This is a genomic window from Actinophytocola algeriensis (genome assembly GCF_014203735.1).
Taxonomy (GTDB): Bacteria; Actinomycetota; Actinomycetes; order Mycobacteriales; family Pseudonocardiaceae; genus Actinophytocola; species Actinophytocola algeriensis.
In genome coordinates this window covers 1-15,034 of the sequence record NZ_JACHJQ010000007.1, presented here as the reverse complement: position 1 = coordinate 15,034, position 15,034 = coordinate 1, and the positions used below count along the sequence as shown (strand labels likewise).

Annotated in this window: 14 protein-coding genes and 2 pseudogenes; 10 read left to right on the top strand and 6 right to left on the bottom strand. The window is 69.1% G+C overall.

Features of this window, described 5'->3' with window-relative positions; translation table 11 throughout:
- Positions 1-44: 44 nt before the first annotated feature.
- The 4 genes from FHR82_RS31255 to FHR82_RS31240 all read left to right on the top strand — a co-directional run bounded on the left by FHR82_RS31255 (position 45) and on the right by FHR82_RS31240 (position 7,578).
- Positions 45-1,652, top strand: coding sequence for a glycoside hydrolase family 6 protein (locus FHR82_RS31255; RefSeq protein WP_311771356.1), 1,608 nt, complete (start codon positions 45-47; stop codon positions 1,650-1,652).
- Positions 1,653-1,738: 86 nt separating this feature from the next.
- The gene (locus FHR82_RS31250) at positions 1,739-3,250 is read left to right on the top strand and encodes a cellulase family glycosylhydrolase (RefSeq protein ID WP_184814196.1); all 1,512 of its coding nucleotides are present in this window, start codon (positions 1,739-1,741) and stop codon (positions 3,248-3,250) included.
- Between the two features lie 10 nt (positions 3,251-3,260).
- Positions 3,261-5,924: a cellulose binding domain-containing protein gene (locus tag FHR82_RS31245; protein ID WP_184814195.1), complete on the top strand. Its 2,664-nt coding sequence runs from the start codon at positions 3,261-3,263 to the stop codon at positions 5,922-5,924.
- A gap of 1 nt (position 5,925) precedes the next feature.
- On the top strand, positions 5,926-7,578 hold the full coding sequence (locus tag FHR82_RS31240; RefSeq protein WP_221464528.1) for an endo-1,4-beta-xylanase: 1,653 nt from the start codon (positions 5,926-5,928) through the stop codon (positions 7,576-7,578).
- Positions 7,579-7,661: 83 nt separating this feature from the next.
- Here FHR82_RS31240 and FHR82_RS31235 read toward each other — a convergent pair whose 3' ends face one another.
- From FHR82_RS31235 to FHR82_RS31225, 3 genes are read right to left on the bottom strand one after another with little or no spacing between them, the layout of a single operon-like run.
- The gene (locus tag FHR82_RS31235) at positions 7,662-8,240 is read right to left on the bottom strand and encodes a hypothetical protein (RefSeq protein ID WP_184814194.1); all 579 of its coding nucleotides are present in this window, start codon (positions 8,238-8,240) and stop codon (positions 7,662-7,664) included.
- Complete coding sequence (locus FHR82_RS31230; RefSeq protein ID WP_184814193.1) at positions 8,237-9,445, bottom strand: L-histidine N(alpha)-methyltransferase; 1,209 nt, start codon at positions 9,443-9,445, stop codon at positions 8,237-8,239. Before FHR82_RS31230 ends, FHR82_RS31235 begins: the two co-directional genes overlap by 4 nt.
- 41 nt (positions 9,446-9,486) lie before the next feature.
- On the bottom strand, positions 9,487-10,122 hold the full coding sequence (locus tag FHR82_RS31225) for a class I SAM-dependent methyltransferase (RefSeq protein WP_184814192.1): 636 nt from the start codon (positions 10,120-10,122) through the stop codon (positions 9,487-9,489).
- A 70-nt stretch (positions 10,123-10,192) separates the two neighbouring features.
- Here FHR82_RS31225 and FHR82_RS31220 point away from each other — a divergent pair, with 70 nt between their 5' ends.
- The 5 genes and pseudogenes from FHR82_RS31220 to FHR82_RS46645 all read left to right on the top strand — a co-directional run bounded on the left by FHR82_RS31220 (position 10,193) and on the right by FHR82_RS46645 (position 13,378).
- The gene (locus FHR82_RS31220) at positions 10,193-11,110 is read left to right on the top strand and encodes an AraC family transcriptional regulator (protein WP_221464527.1); all 918 of its coding nucleotides are present in this window, start codon (positions 10,193-10,195) and stop codon (positions 11,108-11,110) included.
- 71 nt (positions 11,111-11,181) lie between these two features.
- Positions 11,182-11,997, top strand: a complete 816-nt coding sequence (locus FHR82_RS31215) for a metallophosphoesterase family protein (RefSeq protein WP_184814191.1) — start codon at positions 11,182-11,184, stop codon at positions 11,995-11,997.
- A gap of 74 nt (positions 11,998-12,071) precedes the next feature.
- The gene (locus FHR82_RS31210) at positions 12,072-12,551 is read left to right on the top strand and encodes a hypothetical protein (RefSeq protein WP_184814190.1); all 480 of its coding nucleotides are present in this window, start codon (positions 12,072-12,074) and stop codon (positions 12,549-12,551) included.
- Positions 12,514-12,939: pseudogene (locus FHR82_RS48080) on the top strand (fibronectin type III domain-containing protein); the annotation flags it as partial. The gene FHR82_RS31210 and the pseudogene FHR82_RS48080, both read left to right, overlap by 38 nt.
- Before the next feature lie 241 nt (positions 12,940-13,180).
- On the top strand, positions 13,181-13,378 hold the full coding sequence (locus FHR82_RS46645; protein WP_225945325.1) for a hypothetical protein: 198 nt from the start codon (positions 13,181-13,183) through the stop codon (positions 13,376-13,378).
- A 152-nt stretch (positions 13,379-13,530) separates the two neighbouring features.
- Here the strand turns inward: FHR82_RS46645 and FHR82_RS31200 are convergent, their stop codons facing one another.
- Both FHR82_RS31200 and FHR82_RS31195 read right to left on the bottom strand, forming a co-directional pair.
- Positions 13,531-13,740 carry a cold-shock protein gene (locus FHR82_RS31200; RefSeq protein ID WP_311771355.1) on the bottom strand — a complete coding sequence of 70 codons (210 nt, stop codon included), beginning with the start codon at positions 13,738-13,740 and terminating at the stop codon, positions 13,531-13,533.
- Between the two features lie 39 nt (positions 13,741-13,779).
- Entirely contained in the window at positions 13,780-13,980 is a 201-nt protein-coding gene (locus tag FHR82_RS31195) for a cold-shock protein (protein ID WP_184814187.1), read from the bottom strand.
- Positions 13,981-14,512: 532 nt separating this feature from the next.
- Here FHR82_RS31195 and FHR82_RS45320 point away from each other — a divergent pair.
- Positions 14,513-14,728, top strand: a complete 216-nt coding sequence (locus FHR82_RS45320; RefSeq protein WP_221464526.1) for an RGCVC family protein — start codon at positions 14,513-14,515, stop codon at positions 14,726-14,728.
- 93 nt (positions 14,729-14,821) lie between these two features.
- On the opposite strand, the pseudogene FHR82_RS31190 reads toward FHR82_RS45320, so the two are convergent.
- Positions 14,822-15,034: pseudogene (locus FHR82_RS31190) on the bottom strand (hypothetical protein); the annotation flags it as partial.

The following is a 15,034-nucleotide window of genomic DNA, read 5'->3' as shown; positions in this document are numbered from 1 at the left end:
TAACACTGAGTGCCCAGCCCGCAGGGGCGGCAGTGGGCTGTCGCGTGGACTACACCGTGAACGACTGGGGCGGGGGCTTCACCGCGACAGTCCGGATCAACAACCTCGGCGACCCGGTCAACGGGTGGTCGCTGCGGTTCGCCTACGCGGGGAACCAGAAGGTCACCACGCCTGGCTGGAGTGCCAACTGGTCGCAGTCCGGCCAGCAGGTCACCGCGACCAACCTCGGCTGGAACGGCTCCCTGGCCACTGGCGGCACGACCGAGATCGGGTTCAACGGCACCTACTCGGGCACCAACACCGCCCCGACCACGTTCTCGCTGAACGGCACCACCTGCACCGGCACCACGGACCCCGACCCGGACCCGGACCCCGATCCCGACCCGGACCCGGGTGACCGCGTCGACAACCCGTACGTCGGCGCCAAGGTCTACGTGAACCCGGACTGGTCCGCACGGGCCGCCGCCGAGTCCGGTGGCAGCCGCATCGCGAACCAGCCGACCGGCGTCTGGATGGACCGCATCGCGGCCATCAACGGCACGACCGGCGCGCGTGGACTTGCCGCACACCTCGACGAGGCCGTGCGCCAGGCCGCGGGACAACCGCTGGTGTTCCAGGTCGTCATCTACAACCTGCCCGGTCGCGACTGCGCGGCGCTGGCCTCCAACGGTGAGCTGGGACCGACCGAGCTCAACCGGTACAAGACCGAGTACATCGACCCGATCGCGGCGATCCTCGGCCGGTCGGCGTACGCGAACCTGCGGATCGTCACGGTCATCGAGATCGACTCGCTGCCCAACCTCGTCACCAACGTGTCGCCTCGACCGACGGCGACCCCGCAGTGCGACACGATGAAGGCGAACGGCAACTACGTCAACGGCGTCGGCTACGCGCTGGCCAAGCTCGGCGCGGTGCCCAACGTCTACAACTACATCGACGCGGGCCACCACGGCTGGATCGGGTGGGACGACAACTTCAACGCCTCGGTGCAGCTGATGTGCCAGGCGGCGAGTGCGTCCGGCGCGAGCCCGGGCAACGTGCAGGGCTTCATCGCCAACACCGCCAACTACAGCGCGCTCAAGGAGACGTTCTTCACCGCGAACACGGTGGTGGGCGGCAGACCGTTGCGCGAGGTGGCAGGCGGCTGGGTCGACTGGAACCGGTATGTCGACGAACTGGGCTTCGCGCAGGCGTTCCGCCAGCAGGCCGACTCCCAGTGCTTCGACTCGAACATCGGCATGCTGATCGACACCTCGCGCAACGGGTGGGGCGGCTCCGCGCGGCCCACGCAGGCGAGCACGTCGACCGATCCGATCACCTTCATGAACGAGTCGCGCATCGACCGCCGCATCCACCTCGGCAACTGGTGCAACCAGTCCGGTGCCGGGCTGGGCGAGCGGCCGAAGGCGGCGCCCGAGCCGGGCATCGACGCCTACGTATGGATCAAGCCGCCGGGTGAGTCCGACGGTTCCAGCACGGCGATCGACAACGACGAGGGCAAGGGCTTCGACCGGATGTGCGACCCGACGTACACCGGCAACCCGCGCAACAACAACAACATGTCCGGTGCGCTCGGCAACGCGCCGCTGTCCGGGCACTGGTTCTCCTCGCAGTTCCAGGAACTGATGCGGAACGCCTACCCGCCGCTGTGACGGGCTGATCCCGACCCCGGGTGCCGCCTCCGCGTCCACTCCCGCGGAGGCGGCACCCGGACCCTGCGCACCACGAGGACACCCCGATGAGACGACGCAACGTCGCGTTATCCCTGATTCCCGCGCTGTTACTGGCTTTGCTCGTGCCGTTCGTCCACACGGCGCCCGCCGCGGCGGCGGGTGCCGGCTACTGGCACACCAACGGCAGGCAGCTGCTCGACGCGAACAACCAGCCCGTGCGGATGACCGGGATCAACTGGTTCGGCCTGGAGACGGCGAACTACGCGCCGCACGGCCTGTGGTCCCGCGGCTACAAGGACATGCTCGACCAGATGAAGAGCCTGAAGTACAACACGCTCCGGCTCCCGTTCTCCAGCCAGCTCTTCGACTCCGGCAGCGCCCCGAACAGCATCCGCTACGACCTCAACCCCGACCTGCAGGGCCTGAACGGCGTCCAGATCATGGACAAGATCATCGCCTACGCCGGGCAGATCGGCATGAAGGTGCTGCTGGACCGGCACCGGCCGGACTCCGGTGCGCAGTCCGCGCTCTGGTACACGAGCGCCTACCCGGAGAGCCGCTGGATCAGCGACTGGCGCATGCTCGCGCAGCGCTACCTCGGCAACACCACGGTGATCGGCGCCGACCTGCACAACGAACCGCACGGCATCCAGGGCGGTGGCGGCGCGAACTGGGGGAGTGGCGACACCGCCACCGACTGGCGGCTGGCGGCAGAACGCGCGGGCAACGCGATCCTCGCGGTGAACCCGAACTGGCTGATCGTCGTCGAGGGCGTCAGCGAGTACCAGGGCGACGGCTACTGGTGGGGCGGCAACCTGCAGGGCGCCGCGACCGCACCCGTCCGCCTGAACGTGGCGAACCGGCTCGTCTACTCGGCACACGACTACGCGACCTCGGTGTTCCCGCAGGACTGGTTCTCCGACCCCAGCTTCCCCAACAACATGGCGGCGATCTGGGACAAGAACTGGGGCTACCTGTTCAAGAACAACGTGGCCCCGGTGCTGCTCGGTGAGTTCGGCACCACCCTCGCAGACTCGCGTGACCAGACGTGGCTGCGGACGCTGATGGCCTACCTCGGCACCGGCACCGACGCGATCAGCTTCACCTTCTGGTCGTGGAACCCGAACTCCGGCGACACCGGCGGGATCCTCCACGACGACTGGACCACGGTCAACACCACCAAACAGGCCTACCTGAACCCGTACCTCATCGCACCGGACGGCGGCACCGGACCGGACCCGGACCCCGAACCCGGTGCGTCCTGCCGGGTCACCTACGGCGTCAACGACTGGGGTACCGGCTTCACCGCGTCGGTGTCGATCGCGAACACCAGCACCTCCGCGATCAGCGGCTGGTCCCTCTCGTTCACGTTCGCGGGCAACCAGCGCATCACCAACGGCTGGACCGCCAACTGGACACAGAGCGGCGCGACGGTCACGGCGGCGAACGCGGACCACAACCGTGTCATCGCGGCCGGGCAGTCGGCCACCGGGATCGGGTTCAACGCGAGCTACAGCGGCAGCAACGCGCGGCCGTCGGCCTTCACGGTCAACGGACAGGCCTGCACAATCGCATAAGGACGGAATCATGCGGGTGAAACTCGTCCACTTCCTGACCGGAGCGCTGGTGGCCGCCTCCCTGGCGGTCACCGGTGGCGCCGCGTCCCCCACCACCGCTTCGGCCGCTCCGGCCGAGGCCTACAACTGGCGCAACGTGGAGATCGCGGGCGGCGGCTTCGTGCCCTCGATCGTCTTCAACCAGACCGAACGCAACCTGATCTACGCGCGCACCGACATCGGTGGCGCGTACCGGTGGAACCAGTCCACGGGCCGGTGGGTCCCGCTGCTGGACTGGGTCGGCTGGGACCGCTGGGGCTGGAACGGCGTGCACAGCATCGCCACCGACCCCGTCCAGACCAACCGCGTGTACGCGGCGGTCGGCATGTACACCAACAGCTGGGATCCCAACAACGGCGCCATCCTGCGATCCACCGACAAGGGCGCCACCTGGCAGGCCACGGCCCTGCCGTTCAAGCTCGGCGGCAACATGCCGGGCCGCGGCATGGGGGAGCGGCTCGCCGTCGACCCGAACCGCGACAGCGTCGTCTACTTCGGCGCGCCGGACGGCAACGGGCTGTGGCGCAGCACGGACTACGGCGTCACGTGGGCGAAGGTCGCGAACTTCCCGAACGTCGGCAACTACGCGCAGGACCCCGGTGACCCCAACGGTTACCTGTCCCACCGGCCGGGTGTCGTGTGGGTGACGTTCGACAAGTCGACGGGCACGGCGGGCAGCGCCACGCAGGGCATCTACGTCGGTGTCGCGGACAAGGAGAACACCGTCTACCGGTCGGTGAACGGCGGCACCAGCTGGGAGCGGGTCGCTGGCCAGCCGACGGGATACCTGGCGCACAAGGGCGTGCTCGACCCGGTCAACCACGTGCTGTACATCGCGACGAGCGACACCGGCGGCCCGTACGACGGCGCCAAGGGCGACGTGTGGAAGTACAGCACCACGACCGGCGCGTGGACGCAGATCAGCCCGGTCCCGTCGAGCAGCGGCGACGACTACTTCGGCTACTCGGGTCTCACGATCGACCGGCAGAACCCGGGCACGATCATGGTGGCCACGCAGATCTCCTGGTGGCCGGACGTCATCTTCTTCCGCAGCACCGACGGTGGCGCGACGTGGACCCGAGTCTGGGACTGGACGTCGTACCCGAACCGCAGCTTCCGGTACACGATGGACATCTCGTCGTCGCCGTGGCTGGACTTCGGCACCAACCCGCAACCACCCGAGGTGACACCGAAACTCGGCTGGATGACCGAGTCGCTGGAGATCGACCCGTTCGACTCCAACCGGATGATGTACGGCACCGGGGCGACGATCTACGGCACCACCGACCTGACCAACTGGGACAACGGCACGCAGTTCACGATCCGGCCGATGGCGGCGGGCCTCGAGGAGACCGCGGTACTCGACCTGATCAGCCCGCCGACCGGGGCGCCGCTGGTGTCCGGGCTCGGTGACATCGGCGGCTTCCGGCACAACAGCCTCACCACGGTGCCGTCGCGGATGTTCACCCAACCGGTGTTCACGTCGACCACCAGCCTCGACTACGCGGAGAACAACCCGGCCGTGATGGTGCGCGCTGGCAACTTCACCGACGCGGACCGCCCGAACGACAGCCATGTCGCGTTCTCCACCGACGGTGGCGCGAACTGGTTCCAGGGCACCGAACCCGGCGGCGTCAACGAGGGCGGCACGGTCGCGGCCGCCGCCGACGGCAGCCGGTTCGTGTGGGCGCCGAAGGGCCAGCCGGTGCACTACTCGGTCGGTTTCGGCAACTCGTGGACGCAGGCACAGGGCCTGCCGGCGGAGGTGGTCGTGGAGTCCGACCGGGTGAACGCGAGCAAGTTCTACGGGTTCTCGGGCGGCCGGTTCTACGTGAGCACCAACGGCGGCGCCACGTTCACGCAGACCGCGGCGACCGGCCTGCCGGCCACGGCGAAGTTCAAGGCGCTGACCGGCAAGGAGGGCGACATCTGGCTCGCCGGGGAGACCGGCCTGTTCCACTCGACCGACTCGGGCGCGTCGTTCACCAAACTGTCCACTGTGTCCAAGGCGGTCAGCGTCGGCTTCGGCAAGGCGGCCCCGGGCCGGACGAACCCGGCCCTGTACGCGATGGCCACGATCGACGGCGTCACCGGCGTGCACCGGTCCAACGACAACGGTGTCACGTGGGTGCGCATCAACGACGACCAGCACCAGTACGGCAACGCGGGCGACGCGATCACGGGCGATCCCCGGATCTACGGCCGCGTCTACCTCGGCACGAACGGCCGCGGCATCCTGTACGCCGACCCCGTGGGCTCGACGGAACCCGACCCCGACCCGGATCCCGATCCTGATCCCGATCCCGATCCGGTGGGCACGTGCGAGGTCACGTACGGCGTCAGCCAGTGGCCGGGTGGCTTCACCGGAACGGTGACGGTCGCCAACACGAGCACCGCGCCGCTGAGCTCGTGGCGGCTGGCGTTCGCGTTCCCGGCGGGCCAGCGCGTGACCAGCGGGTGGGGCGCGACCTGGGCCCAGGACGGCGCGAACGTCACCGCGGCCAACCTCGACTACAACGCCTCGATCGCACCGGGCGGGTCGGTGCGCATCGGGTTCAACGGCTCGTGGAGCGGGTCCAACCCGTCCCCGGCCGGGTTCACCGTCAACGACAACCCCTGCACGACCAGGAGCTGACGTGAGGAAGGCACTCGCGGCCGTGACCAGCCTGCTCGCCGCCGCGGCGGGCACGCTGGTCGCGGTCACCCCCGCACAGGCGTCCGGCTCGCTGGCCGAACACGCCGCCGCGCACGGCAAGTACTTCGGCGACGCCGTCGACAACAACGAGATCACCGACACGGCCTACCGCCCGCACATCGCCGCCGAGTTCAGCCAGCTGACCCCCGGCAACGCGATGAAGTGGGACTCGACCGAGCCGAACCCGGGCCAGTTCACCTACTCGCGCGGCGACGAGATCGTGGCCCTGGCACAGCAGAACGGCCAGACCGTCCGCGGCCACACCCTGGTGTGGCACAACCAGACCCCGGGCTGGGTGCAGAACCTGGACGCGACGGCCCTGCGCGCCGCGCTGCAGAACCACATCCAGAACGTGGTGACCCACTACCGCGGCGACCTGTACGCGTGGGACGTCGTGAACGAGCCGCTGAACGAGGACGGCACGTTCCGCAACTCCTTCTGGTACCAGAAACTGGGTCCGAGCTACATCGCGGACGCGTTCCGGGCGGCCCGCGCGGCCGACCCGGACGTGAAGCTGTACATCAACGACTACAACACCGACGGCCTTGGCGCGAAGAGCGACGGCATGTACCGCCTCGTGCAGGATCTCCTGACCCAGGGCGTCCCGATCGACGGCGTGGGCTTCCAGGCACACCTGGCCATCCAGTACGGCTTCCCGAACCAGATGCGGCAGAACCTGCAACGGTTCGCGGCGCTGGGCCTGGACGTGGCGGTCACGGAGCTGGACGTCCGCATGCAACTGCCCGCGGACAGCACGAAGCTGGCCACGCAGGCCACGTACTACCGGAACGTGACGAACGCGTGCCTCGCGGTGGCCCGGTGCGTCGGCATCACGACGTGGGGCTACACCGACAAGTACTCGTGGGTCCCGAGCACGTTCCCCGGCGAAGGTGCCGCGTTGCTGGTGGACGAGAACTTCCAGCGCAAACCCGCGTACACCGCGGTGCACGACGCGCTGGCGGGTGGCGCCACCCCGGACACGACGCCGCCGACGACCCCGGGAACCCCGGGCACCTCGGGGATCACGGCGACGGGCGCGGCCCTGTCGTGGACAGCGTCGACGGACACCGGCGGCAGCGGCCTCGCGGGCTACACCGTGTACCGCGCGGACGGCTCGGTACTGGCGCAGCCGGCCACGAACGCGGCGGCGCTGACGGGCCTGACCCCGAGCACGCGGTACGAGGTGTACGTGCGGGCGAGGGACGGCGCGGGCAACCTGTCCGCCCCGTCCGCCTCGGTCACGTTCACCACGACGGAAGGCCAGGCAGGCACGTGCGTGGTGGGCTACAACGCGACGAACTGGGGCGGAGGCGGCGGCTTCACCGCCACGGTGACGATCTCGAACACCGGCACGACGACGGTCGACGGGTGGACGCTGGCGTTCACGTTCCCGTCGGGCCAGCGCATCACCCCACCGGGCTGGAGCGCGACGTGGTCACAGGACGGCACCACGGTGACGGCGGCGAACCTGTCGTGGAACCGGACAATCGCCGCGCACGGCTCGACAGGCATCGGCTTCAACGGCACCTACAGCGGCACCAACACACCCCCGACAGCGTTCACGCTGAACGGCACCCAGTGCGCGGTGGCGTGACCCGCTGACGCCTGCCCCGGTCACCGCACGGGGCAGGATTCGGTGCGGCGCCCAGGGCCATGGGCGCCGCACCGAGAACGCCGTCAGTGCGCCTTCCACTTCGTGTCCAAATAGGACTGCAGCTCGACCAGCAGTGCGCGCACCCCGATCAGGTACCCGTCGGACCGGTGCAGAGCCCGGTTGAACGCCTCGACCTCATCCCCGGACGAGGTGGCGAACGTCAACGACTCGGTGAGGTCGAGCCGCCGGTTCAGGGTGTTCACCACGTCCCGCCACGCGTGCAGCTTGGCGATCAACTCCCCGTCCCGGCGCCGGGACAACGCACCGGAGGCGAACGCGGAGTCCACAGCGGACACCACCAGCCGCGGATAGACGCGCCGCCGCCGGAAAGCGTCCGGGTCCTGGCTGAACGCGTCGTCCGACAGCACGACGACGTCGTGCGACAGCTCGGCCCGGATCGACTCCACCGCCTGCAACCGCCGCTCCCGGTCGGCGGCCCACCGCTCGGCGAAGATCCCGGTGATACCCGCGAGCAGCGCGAGGGTGTTGACCGCGGGCTCCCACCGCTGATCCCCTGGCGACACCACGAGCCACGCGATGCCCAGCCCCAGCGCGACGGTCAGCGCGCCGAAGGTCAGTGCCGTGATGACGAGCCGGGTCATCGATTGAAGCTCGACCAGATCTCGTCGGCGCGGGTGGACCGCTGCGCAGGCACGGACCGTTCCCGCCCGGCGGAGAGCAACAGCAGGTCGATCCCGAAGCCGCCGGGGGAGCGGTGGGAGGCGAATCCGGAATGCGTGCTGAGCAACTTCGTCATGCCGACCGTCTGGAGCATGTCGTCGACGGCCGTGTTCGCGTACTTCCTGGTGAGGTACAGCCGGATCGTGTCACCGTCGTCGAAGCGGACGATGTTGCGGTCCGGCAGCATGATCCGCTGTACCGCACCGGTGGAGTTCTGGTAGATCACCTTCACCTGCAGCGCGCGTTCGTCCTCGACGGAACCGCGGAAGTGAACGCTGTCCATGTCGATCGTCACGTCGGTGTAGTGCTGCAGCGCGCTGGTCACGAACTCCTTGTACGCGCGGCTGCTGCGGTACTCCTCGGCGGCGTGGTCGGCGAGGCTCTCCTCGAGCGAGGAGGTCGTCGCCACCTCCAGCAGGAACCGGTCCTGCGGCCGCAGCAGCCAGGTCAGCTTGCCGAGCAGGTCGATGTCCTCGTCGAAGTTGGCCATCGTGTTGCCGAGCAACGAGTACAGGATCGGCTCGTCGCCGACCATCTTGTGCAGCAGCCGCCGGTACTCGACGAGGTTCGCGTCGACGGCGAAGTCCAGCTGCACCGGCACGACCTGGCGGCGTGCGACGTCGATCCCCTTCAACGACTCGCGCATGCCGAAGCGGAGCATCTCGGCGGACAGGTCCACCGGGGAGTACAGCAGGTCCGGGTTGGCGCCGAGCAGGTCCTGCAGGATCGACCGGTCCTTGTGGCCGGTGCCGACGCCGAGGCTCACGTAGTGGAACGGCGTGTCGGCGAGCTGCGCCCGCACGTGCGCCCACCGCAGCGCGAACGACTCGAGGCTCTGCTGCATGACCGGGTAGAACGGGTCGGTGCAGGCGTGCGCCCACGCGATGGTCGGCGCGATCCCCCAGTAGGCGAAACCCGACGTGATCTGCTTGCCCTCACCGGTGCTCGACTTGCGGCGGCCGAGGTCACCGGCGAGCACGGCCAGCTTGTGCGACTGGTCCTCGCCGATCAGGCACAGCGTCCACGCGAAGTCCGACTCGTCGATCGCGTCGTGCAGCCTCCCCAGATGATCACCGGTCGGCACGGTACGGCTACCCCCAAGCAACGTCAGGACGGTTCTCGTCACCCTACCGCCACCGTGCCGGACGATCGGGTGAACAGCACCGGCTACTCCGGTCGGGCCACCTCGATGCCGACCCGCCCGCCGATCCGCAGTGCCATCGTGCGGGGCGGGTCGACGGTGAAGCCTGCCGCGGCGATCCGCTTCGGCACGGCGTCGCGCACGTTGTCGCGCAGGTGCTCCCGCATGCCGTGTCCGTGGCCGTGCTCGTCGACCACCACGTCCGCGAGGACCAGCACCCCGCCGGGCCGCAGCACCCGGCGCACCTCGGCGAGCAGCGCGTCCTTCGACGTGGTGTCCAGGTGGTGGAGCATCAGGCTGGAGAAGACGCGGTCGAACGAGCCGTCGGGGTAGGGCATCTCCTGGGCGAACCCGCGGTCCAGTCGCACGTCGAGCCCCGCGCGCCGGGTCTTGCGCCGGGCACGTGCCAGCGCCTTCGGGTCCGGGTCCATGCCGGACAGCTCGACCCTCGGCCACTGCTTGCCGGTCGAGCGGAGCAGGTTCCCGGTGCCGCAGCCGACGTCGAGGACCCGCAGCCCGTCCCGCAGCCGCGCCAGCGCGACCATCTCCTGGTGGATGGGCCGCAGCCCGAAGACGTGGTGCACCACGTCGTAGAGGGGGAGCAGCCAGTGCTTGCCCATGCCGGGGATGTAGTCCCGGGAATGGGATGTTCTTTCGGTCATGCTGTCATTCTGACGGTGATCTGACCTGCGGGGCTGTGCTGATCCGTGGCATCAGTGGGACGATTCGACGGTGCGGACCGTGCGAACGGCGCCGGGCCCGGACCGGCCGGCGACCTACTCGATGTCACAGGCGCCCGGCGACCTGCCCGTCACGACGTGGCGGCTGGACCACGACTGGCACTCCCGGGACACCTTCGAGGAACACGCCCACGACTTCCCCGGCCTGGCGTACTTCCCGAGCGCGGGCGGCCGGCTGCGCACCGGCAGGCGGGTGTGGCCGATCGAGGCGGGCGACCTGTTCGTGATCGCGCCCGGCGACGTCATGGGGCACATCCACGTCGCCGACCTGGCGGACACCGAAGGGTGGGGCGTCTTCTTCACCGCCGACGCCCTCGGCCAGGACGTCCCCGGTGCGCACCTGGCCTGGCGCACCCACCCGCTGCTGTTCCCGTTCGTGCGCGGCGGTGCGCTCGGTGCGCTGCGGCTGCGGGTACCCGAACGGGCACGACCCGAATGGACGACCCGCTTCGAGGCACTGGACGACGAACTCGCGCGACGCCACGACGGGTACCGGGAGGCCGCGCTGGCCCACCTGGTGTTGTTGCTGGTCGGGGTGTCACGGCTGGCCGCCGACGTGGTGGGTGACCTGCGGGAGAACCGGGAACCACTGCTCGCGGAGGTCTTCGAGGTCATCGAACGGCGGTACCCGGAGCCGCTGTCACTGCGGGACGTGGCGGCCGCCGTGAACATCTCGGCCGGCCACCTGACCTCCACGGTCCGCAGGCGCACCGGCCGCACGGTGCAGGAGTGGATCACCGAGCGCCGCATGGTGCAGGCCAGGCGCCTGCTCACCGGAACCGAACTGCCGGTCGGCGAGGTGGGCAGGCGGGTGGGTTTCCCGGACCCCGGTTACTTCGCCCGCACTTTCGGCAAGGTGCACGGCATCAGTCCGGCCCGGTGGCGGAAGGGGCTCGGCAAGGTCGTGTAGTCCGCTTCCAGAACCCGACCTCGGGCGGCAACTCCGTACAGTCGGAGAGGTAGACCTATCCGGGGAGAGCCATGGGCGGACTGGCTGTGATCGGCGACGTCGGCGGGCACCCGGACCAGCTCCGCTGGGCGCTGGACTGGCTGGGGGCCGAGGACGGACTGCTCCCACCGGACCTGGTGGTCGTGCAGGTCGGTGACCTCGTCGACCGCGGGCCCGGCAGTTCCGGGGTGCTCGACGAGGTCGCGCGGATGCTGGCCGAGCAGCCACTGCAGTGGATCCAGCTCGTCGGCAACCACGAGGCGCAGTACCTGCCCGGCGGCACGTTGTTCTGGCCGGACCCGCTCGCGGCCCGCGACGTGGACCGGCTGCGGGCGTGGTGGGCGAACGGGAGCCTGCGGGTGGCCGCGGCGGTGCGCACGGCCGACGGTGACGAACTGCTGCTGACGCACGCCGGGCTTACCCTCGCCTGCTGGCAGCAGTTGGGGGAGCCCACGCAGGCGGCCGTCGCCGCGGAACTGCTCAACGACCGCCCGGACCTGATCTGGCAGGCAGGCGACCACGGCCGCGACGGCCGGGCCGGGCCGCTGTGGGCGGAGTCGGGGGCCGCACTGCACGAACCGTGGATGGCGCACCCCGGCATCGTGCCGTTCGGCCAGGTCCACGGACACTCGACGATCGTGCACTTCGGCGACCGGCGTTGGCGCTGCACGGGCCGGGTCCGCCAGCGTGCCACCGTCGACTGGGACGCCCGCCAGGTGCGGGTGCGGATCGGGGCGCGCCCGTTCATCGGCGTCGATCCCGGACACGGCAGGCTGGGTGCGGCGGGCTGGCGACCACTGGTGCTCCCCGGCGCGACGCTGTGCGACGCGATGCCCAGCCCGTCGTAGCACGGCGTGAGACCGACACAGCGGAGCAGGCGCGGACGACTGTCAGGGTGGACGCGCCGGCGAAGCGAGGACTCATGGCTGTGTGGGTGGACCAGTTGCTGGACGCACCAGGACGGCCGGCTTCGGTGACGTGGGCCGCGGTCCTGGGCGCGGTGGCCGGTGGCGTGGTGCTTCCCGGCACCGCGATCGTCGGCATCGGGGTGTTCACCGCCGCCGGGGCGACCTGGTTCGCCGTCACCGTCGCTGTACTGGCCGTCGTCCAGGTGACCGCGGTGGTGCTGCTGTTCGTCGGCAGCGCACGACTGGCGATGGGCGTGGGCAGAGGATTGCTGCTCGGTGGTCTCGCGCTGACGTTCCTGGCGTGCGCCGCCCACGGGCTGGACGCCGTGACCCTCGTGGCGGGCGACCCCGACGAGTCACCCACGGTCGTCGCCATCTTCCTCACCATCGCGGTGGGCATTGCCGCGCTGTCGGCGTGCAGCCTGTTCTTCGCACTGCGTGCGGCGACCTCGGCGTATGTGTCGTGTGCCCCGCAACACGCCGGCCATCGGTAATTTTCGGCCGTCGTGGCGACATGTCGATTGCGAGCTTTGTCGTGCCGCCACACCTCCGGGGGACCAGCGTGAGACGCATCGCCGTTGCCGTGATCATGGCCGTGCTCGGCGCGGTCCTCGTCGCTTCCTGCTGTACGACGGCGAACCGGAGGTGCCGTCGCCACCCGCGATCACCGGTGTCGTGCCCACTGATCTGGGGATCGTGTACTCCACGGTCTCGTGGCTCCCGCCGCCTGCCCCCGACCTGCCGATCACCGGCTACACGGTCACCATGCAGCCGGGCAACCAGACGATCAGCGTCGGTGCCGCCACCCCGCGCGCCTCGTTCAGCGGACTGGACAGGCACACCCGCTACACGTACGCGGTCACGGCGACCAACCTGGCAGGTGGCTCCGCACCGGCCCGCTTCGGCCCGGACCTGCCCGTCCGGCCGTCCAGAGTGGACGTGAATGCGGCAGGCGCCGGACAGGACACGTACAAGTTCCTGGCCGCCACCAGCGAGGACGGCCGCTACGCGGCGATGTCGGTGAAGACGAACTCCGTCCTGGTCCCGGCAGAACACCGCACCACCGCCGACGAGGGCTATTTCCACCGACGACGGCTGGCCGGGAAACGAATCCACCCGAGGCATGGTCTACGACGACCAGACCGGAGAGACAACCCCACTCCCGTTCCCGGAAGAAGAACGTGTCCTGTCCTGGCTAGAACTGAGCGGCGACGGCCTGGTGGCGACAACCTGGCAGATCTGCCGATCAACGACCTTCTGCGACGAGTTCCGCATCTACGCGGTGAACCTCCCAGAACGAACGGGCCGTCCAACCAACTGACCGACCGCGGCGGCAGTACTCCTCCGGAGAGGGGCCGCACCTTGTCCGTCGGACAGGCCAGTGCCCCCCAACCGGGACACGGTTGAGGGGCACAGGTTTCCTGGTGTCTCCGCCAGCTCTTGTCTGCTGGTAGGAGCACGGTCTGGGTGGACTCAGCCGACGGGATGGACGTCCGCGGCGCGCAGTCCCCGCTCGTGCGGTTGGAGGGTGAAACTCACCCGGTCGCCTTTGCCGAGCGGACGAAGGCTGTCGCCACTGATCTGTGAGTGGTGCACGAAGACCTCGGTGCCACCGTCGTCACGGGAGACGAAGCCCGCGCGTGAGATGAAGCCGAAGCCTCGTCCGGTGTCGAACCAGGTCACTGTTCCGTACGCCATGGGGTTCTCAGCTGCCGTCAGCGCTCAGACGGCGTGGACGCCGGTGGCCTGCGGGCCCTTGGGGCCCTGGTTGACGGCGAACTCGACGCGCTGGTTGTCCTCCAGGCTGCGGTAGCCGTAGCCGTCGATCTCCGAATAGTGCACGAAGACGTCCGGCCCGCCCTCCTGGGCGATGAAGCCGAAGCCCTTCTCCGAGTTGAACCACTTCACGGTTCCCTGTGTCATGTCTGTTTCCTTACATGGGCTGGATATGAGTGCCGCACTGTGCGATACCCAGGTCGGGTTCTGACACGGCGACTTCTCCAGCTTGTCCTGCAAGGTAAAGAAAGATGCGCCCGCAACAGCGTTTCTGCGAGCGTGGTGACACGAACACAAAACTCTACGACCACTCCGTACAACCCAGTCGGCGCCCGGTTCGTTCCCCAGGGCGCCCAATGGTGTCCCGCGTCACCCGTTCGCCACCCGTCGGCGCGGGATGAACCGGCTTCGCCAACGGCCAAGGAACGGCATCGTGGTACCGTAAAAGGTACGTCGATGGCAATCCGTGCGCTGGCGTTCGAGCCAGCATGGTCGTCGGCCACCCGGTCTGTTCCGGTGGCTTGGGCGTGTGCCGAGACTTCGCACATCTGACGATCCGCTTCTGCCGTGCGCCCAACATCCCGGCCCCGTTACTTGTCTCAGTCAGATTCTGCGTGCGGGCGCGGTGTTCCGGTGCGGGACTGATTGCCAACGAATACACAGGACAAATAGGAGCGACATGGTAGTGAACGACACGTACCCGACCACCGAATCACCGCCCGACGGTCGACCGGCCGTCGCCTGCCCGGCATGCGGCCATCCGTCGGCCGAGCACGATCGGATCTCGGCCCGCTACTGCGCCGCCACCACCGTGGGACACCACGACCGGGGCTGCGTCTGCACGGTACGGACCACTGTCGGGACCGACGACCAGACCGCCCCGAAAGCCAACTGAAGAACTCTGAGGGCGTTGCCAAGTGCGGCCGCGTCCTCAGGGGCGGTCACCCTTGTCGGCCGTGCTCGTAACGGGAGACGAAAGTCGTGCCGGTCATGTGGTTCTCCGCTGGGGTCGGTCGTGGGCGTTGGGTGGGTAGTGCCCTTCGGTGGCCGCATGGTCGAGGTCGGCCATGCGGAGCCGGAAGACTTGCAGGTCGGTGGCGAAGTACTTGGTGGTTTCGCCGACCCAGTGCATGCCGTTTTTTCTGACCGTGGCCGCGGCGCGGGTGTTGCCGGGCCGGACGACGGCGAAGATCTCGTCGAT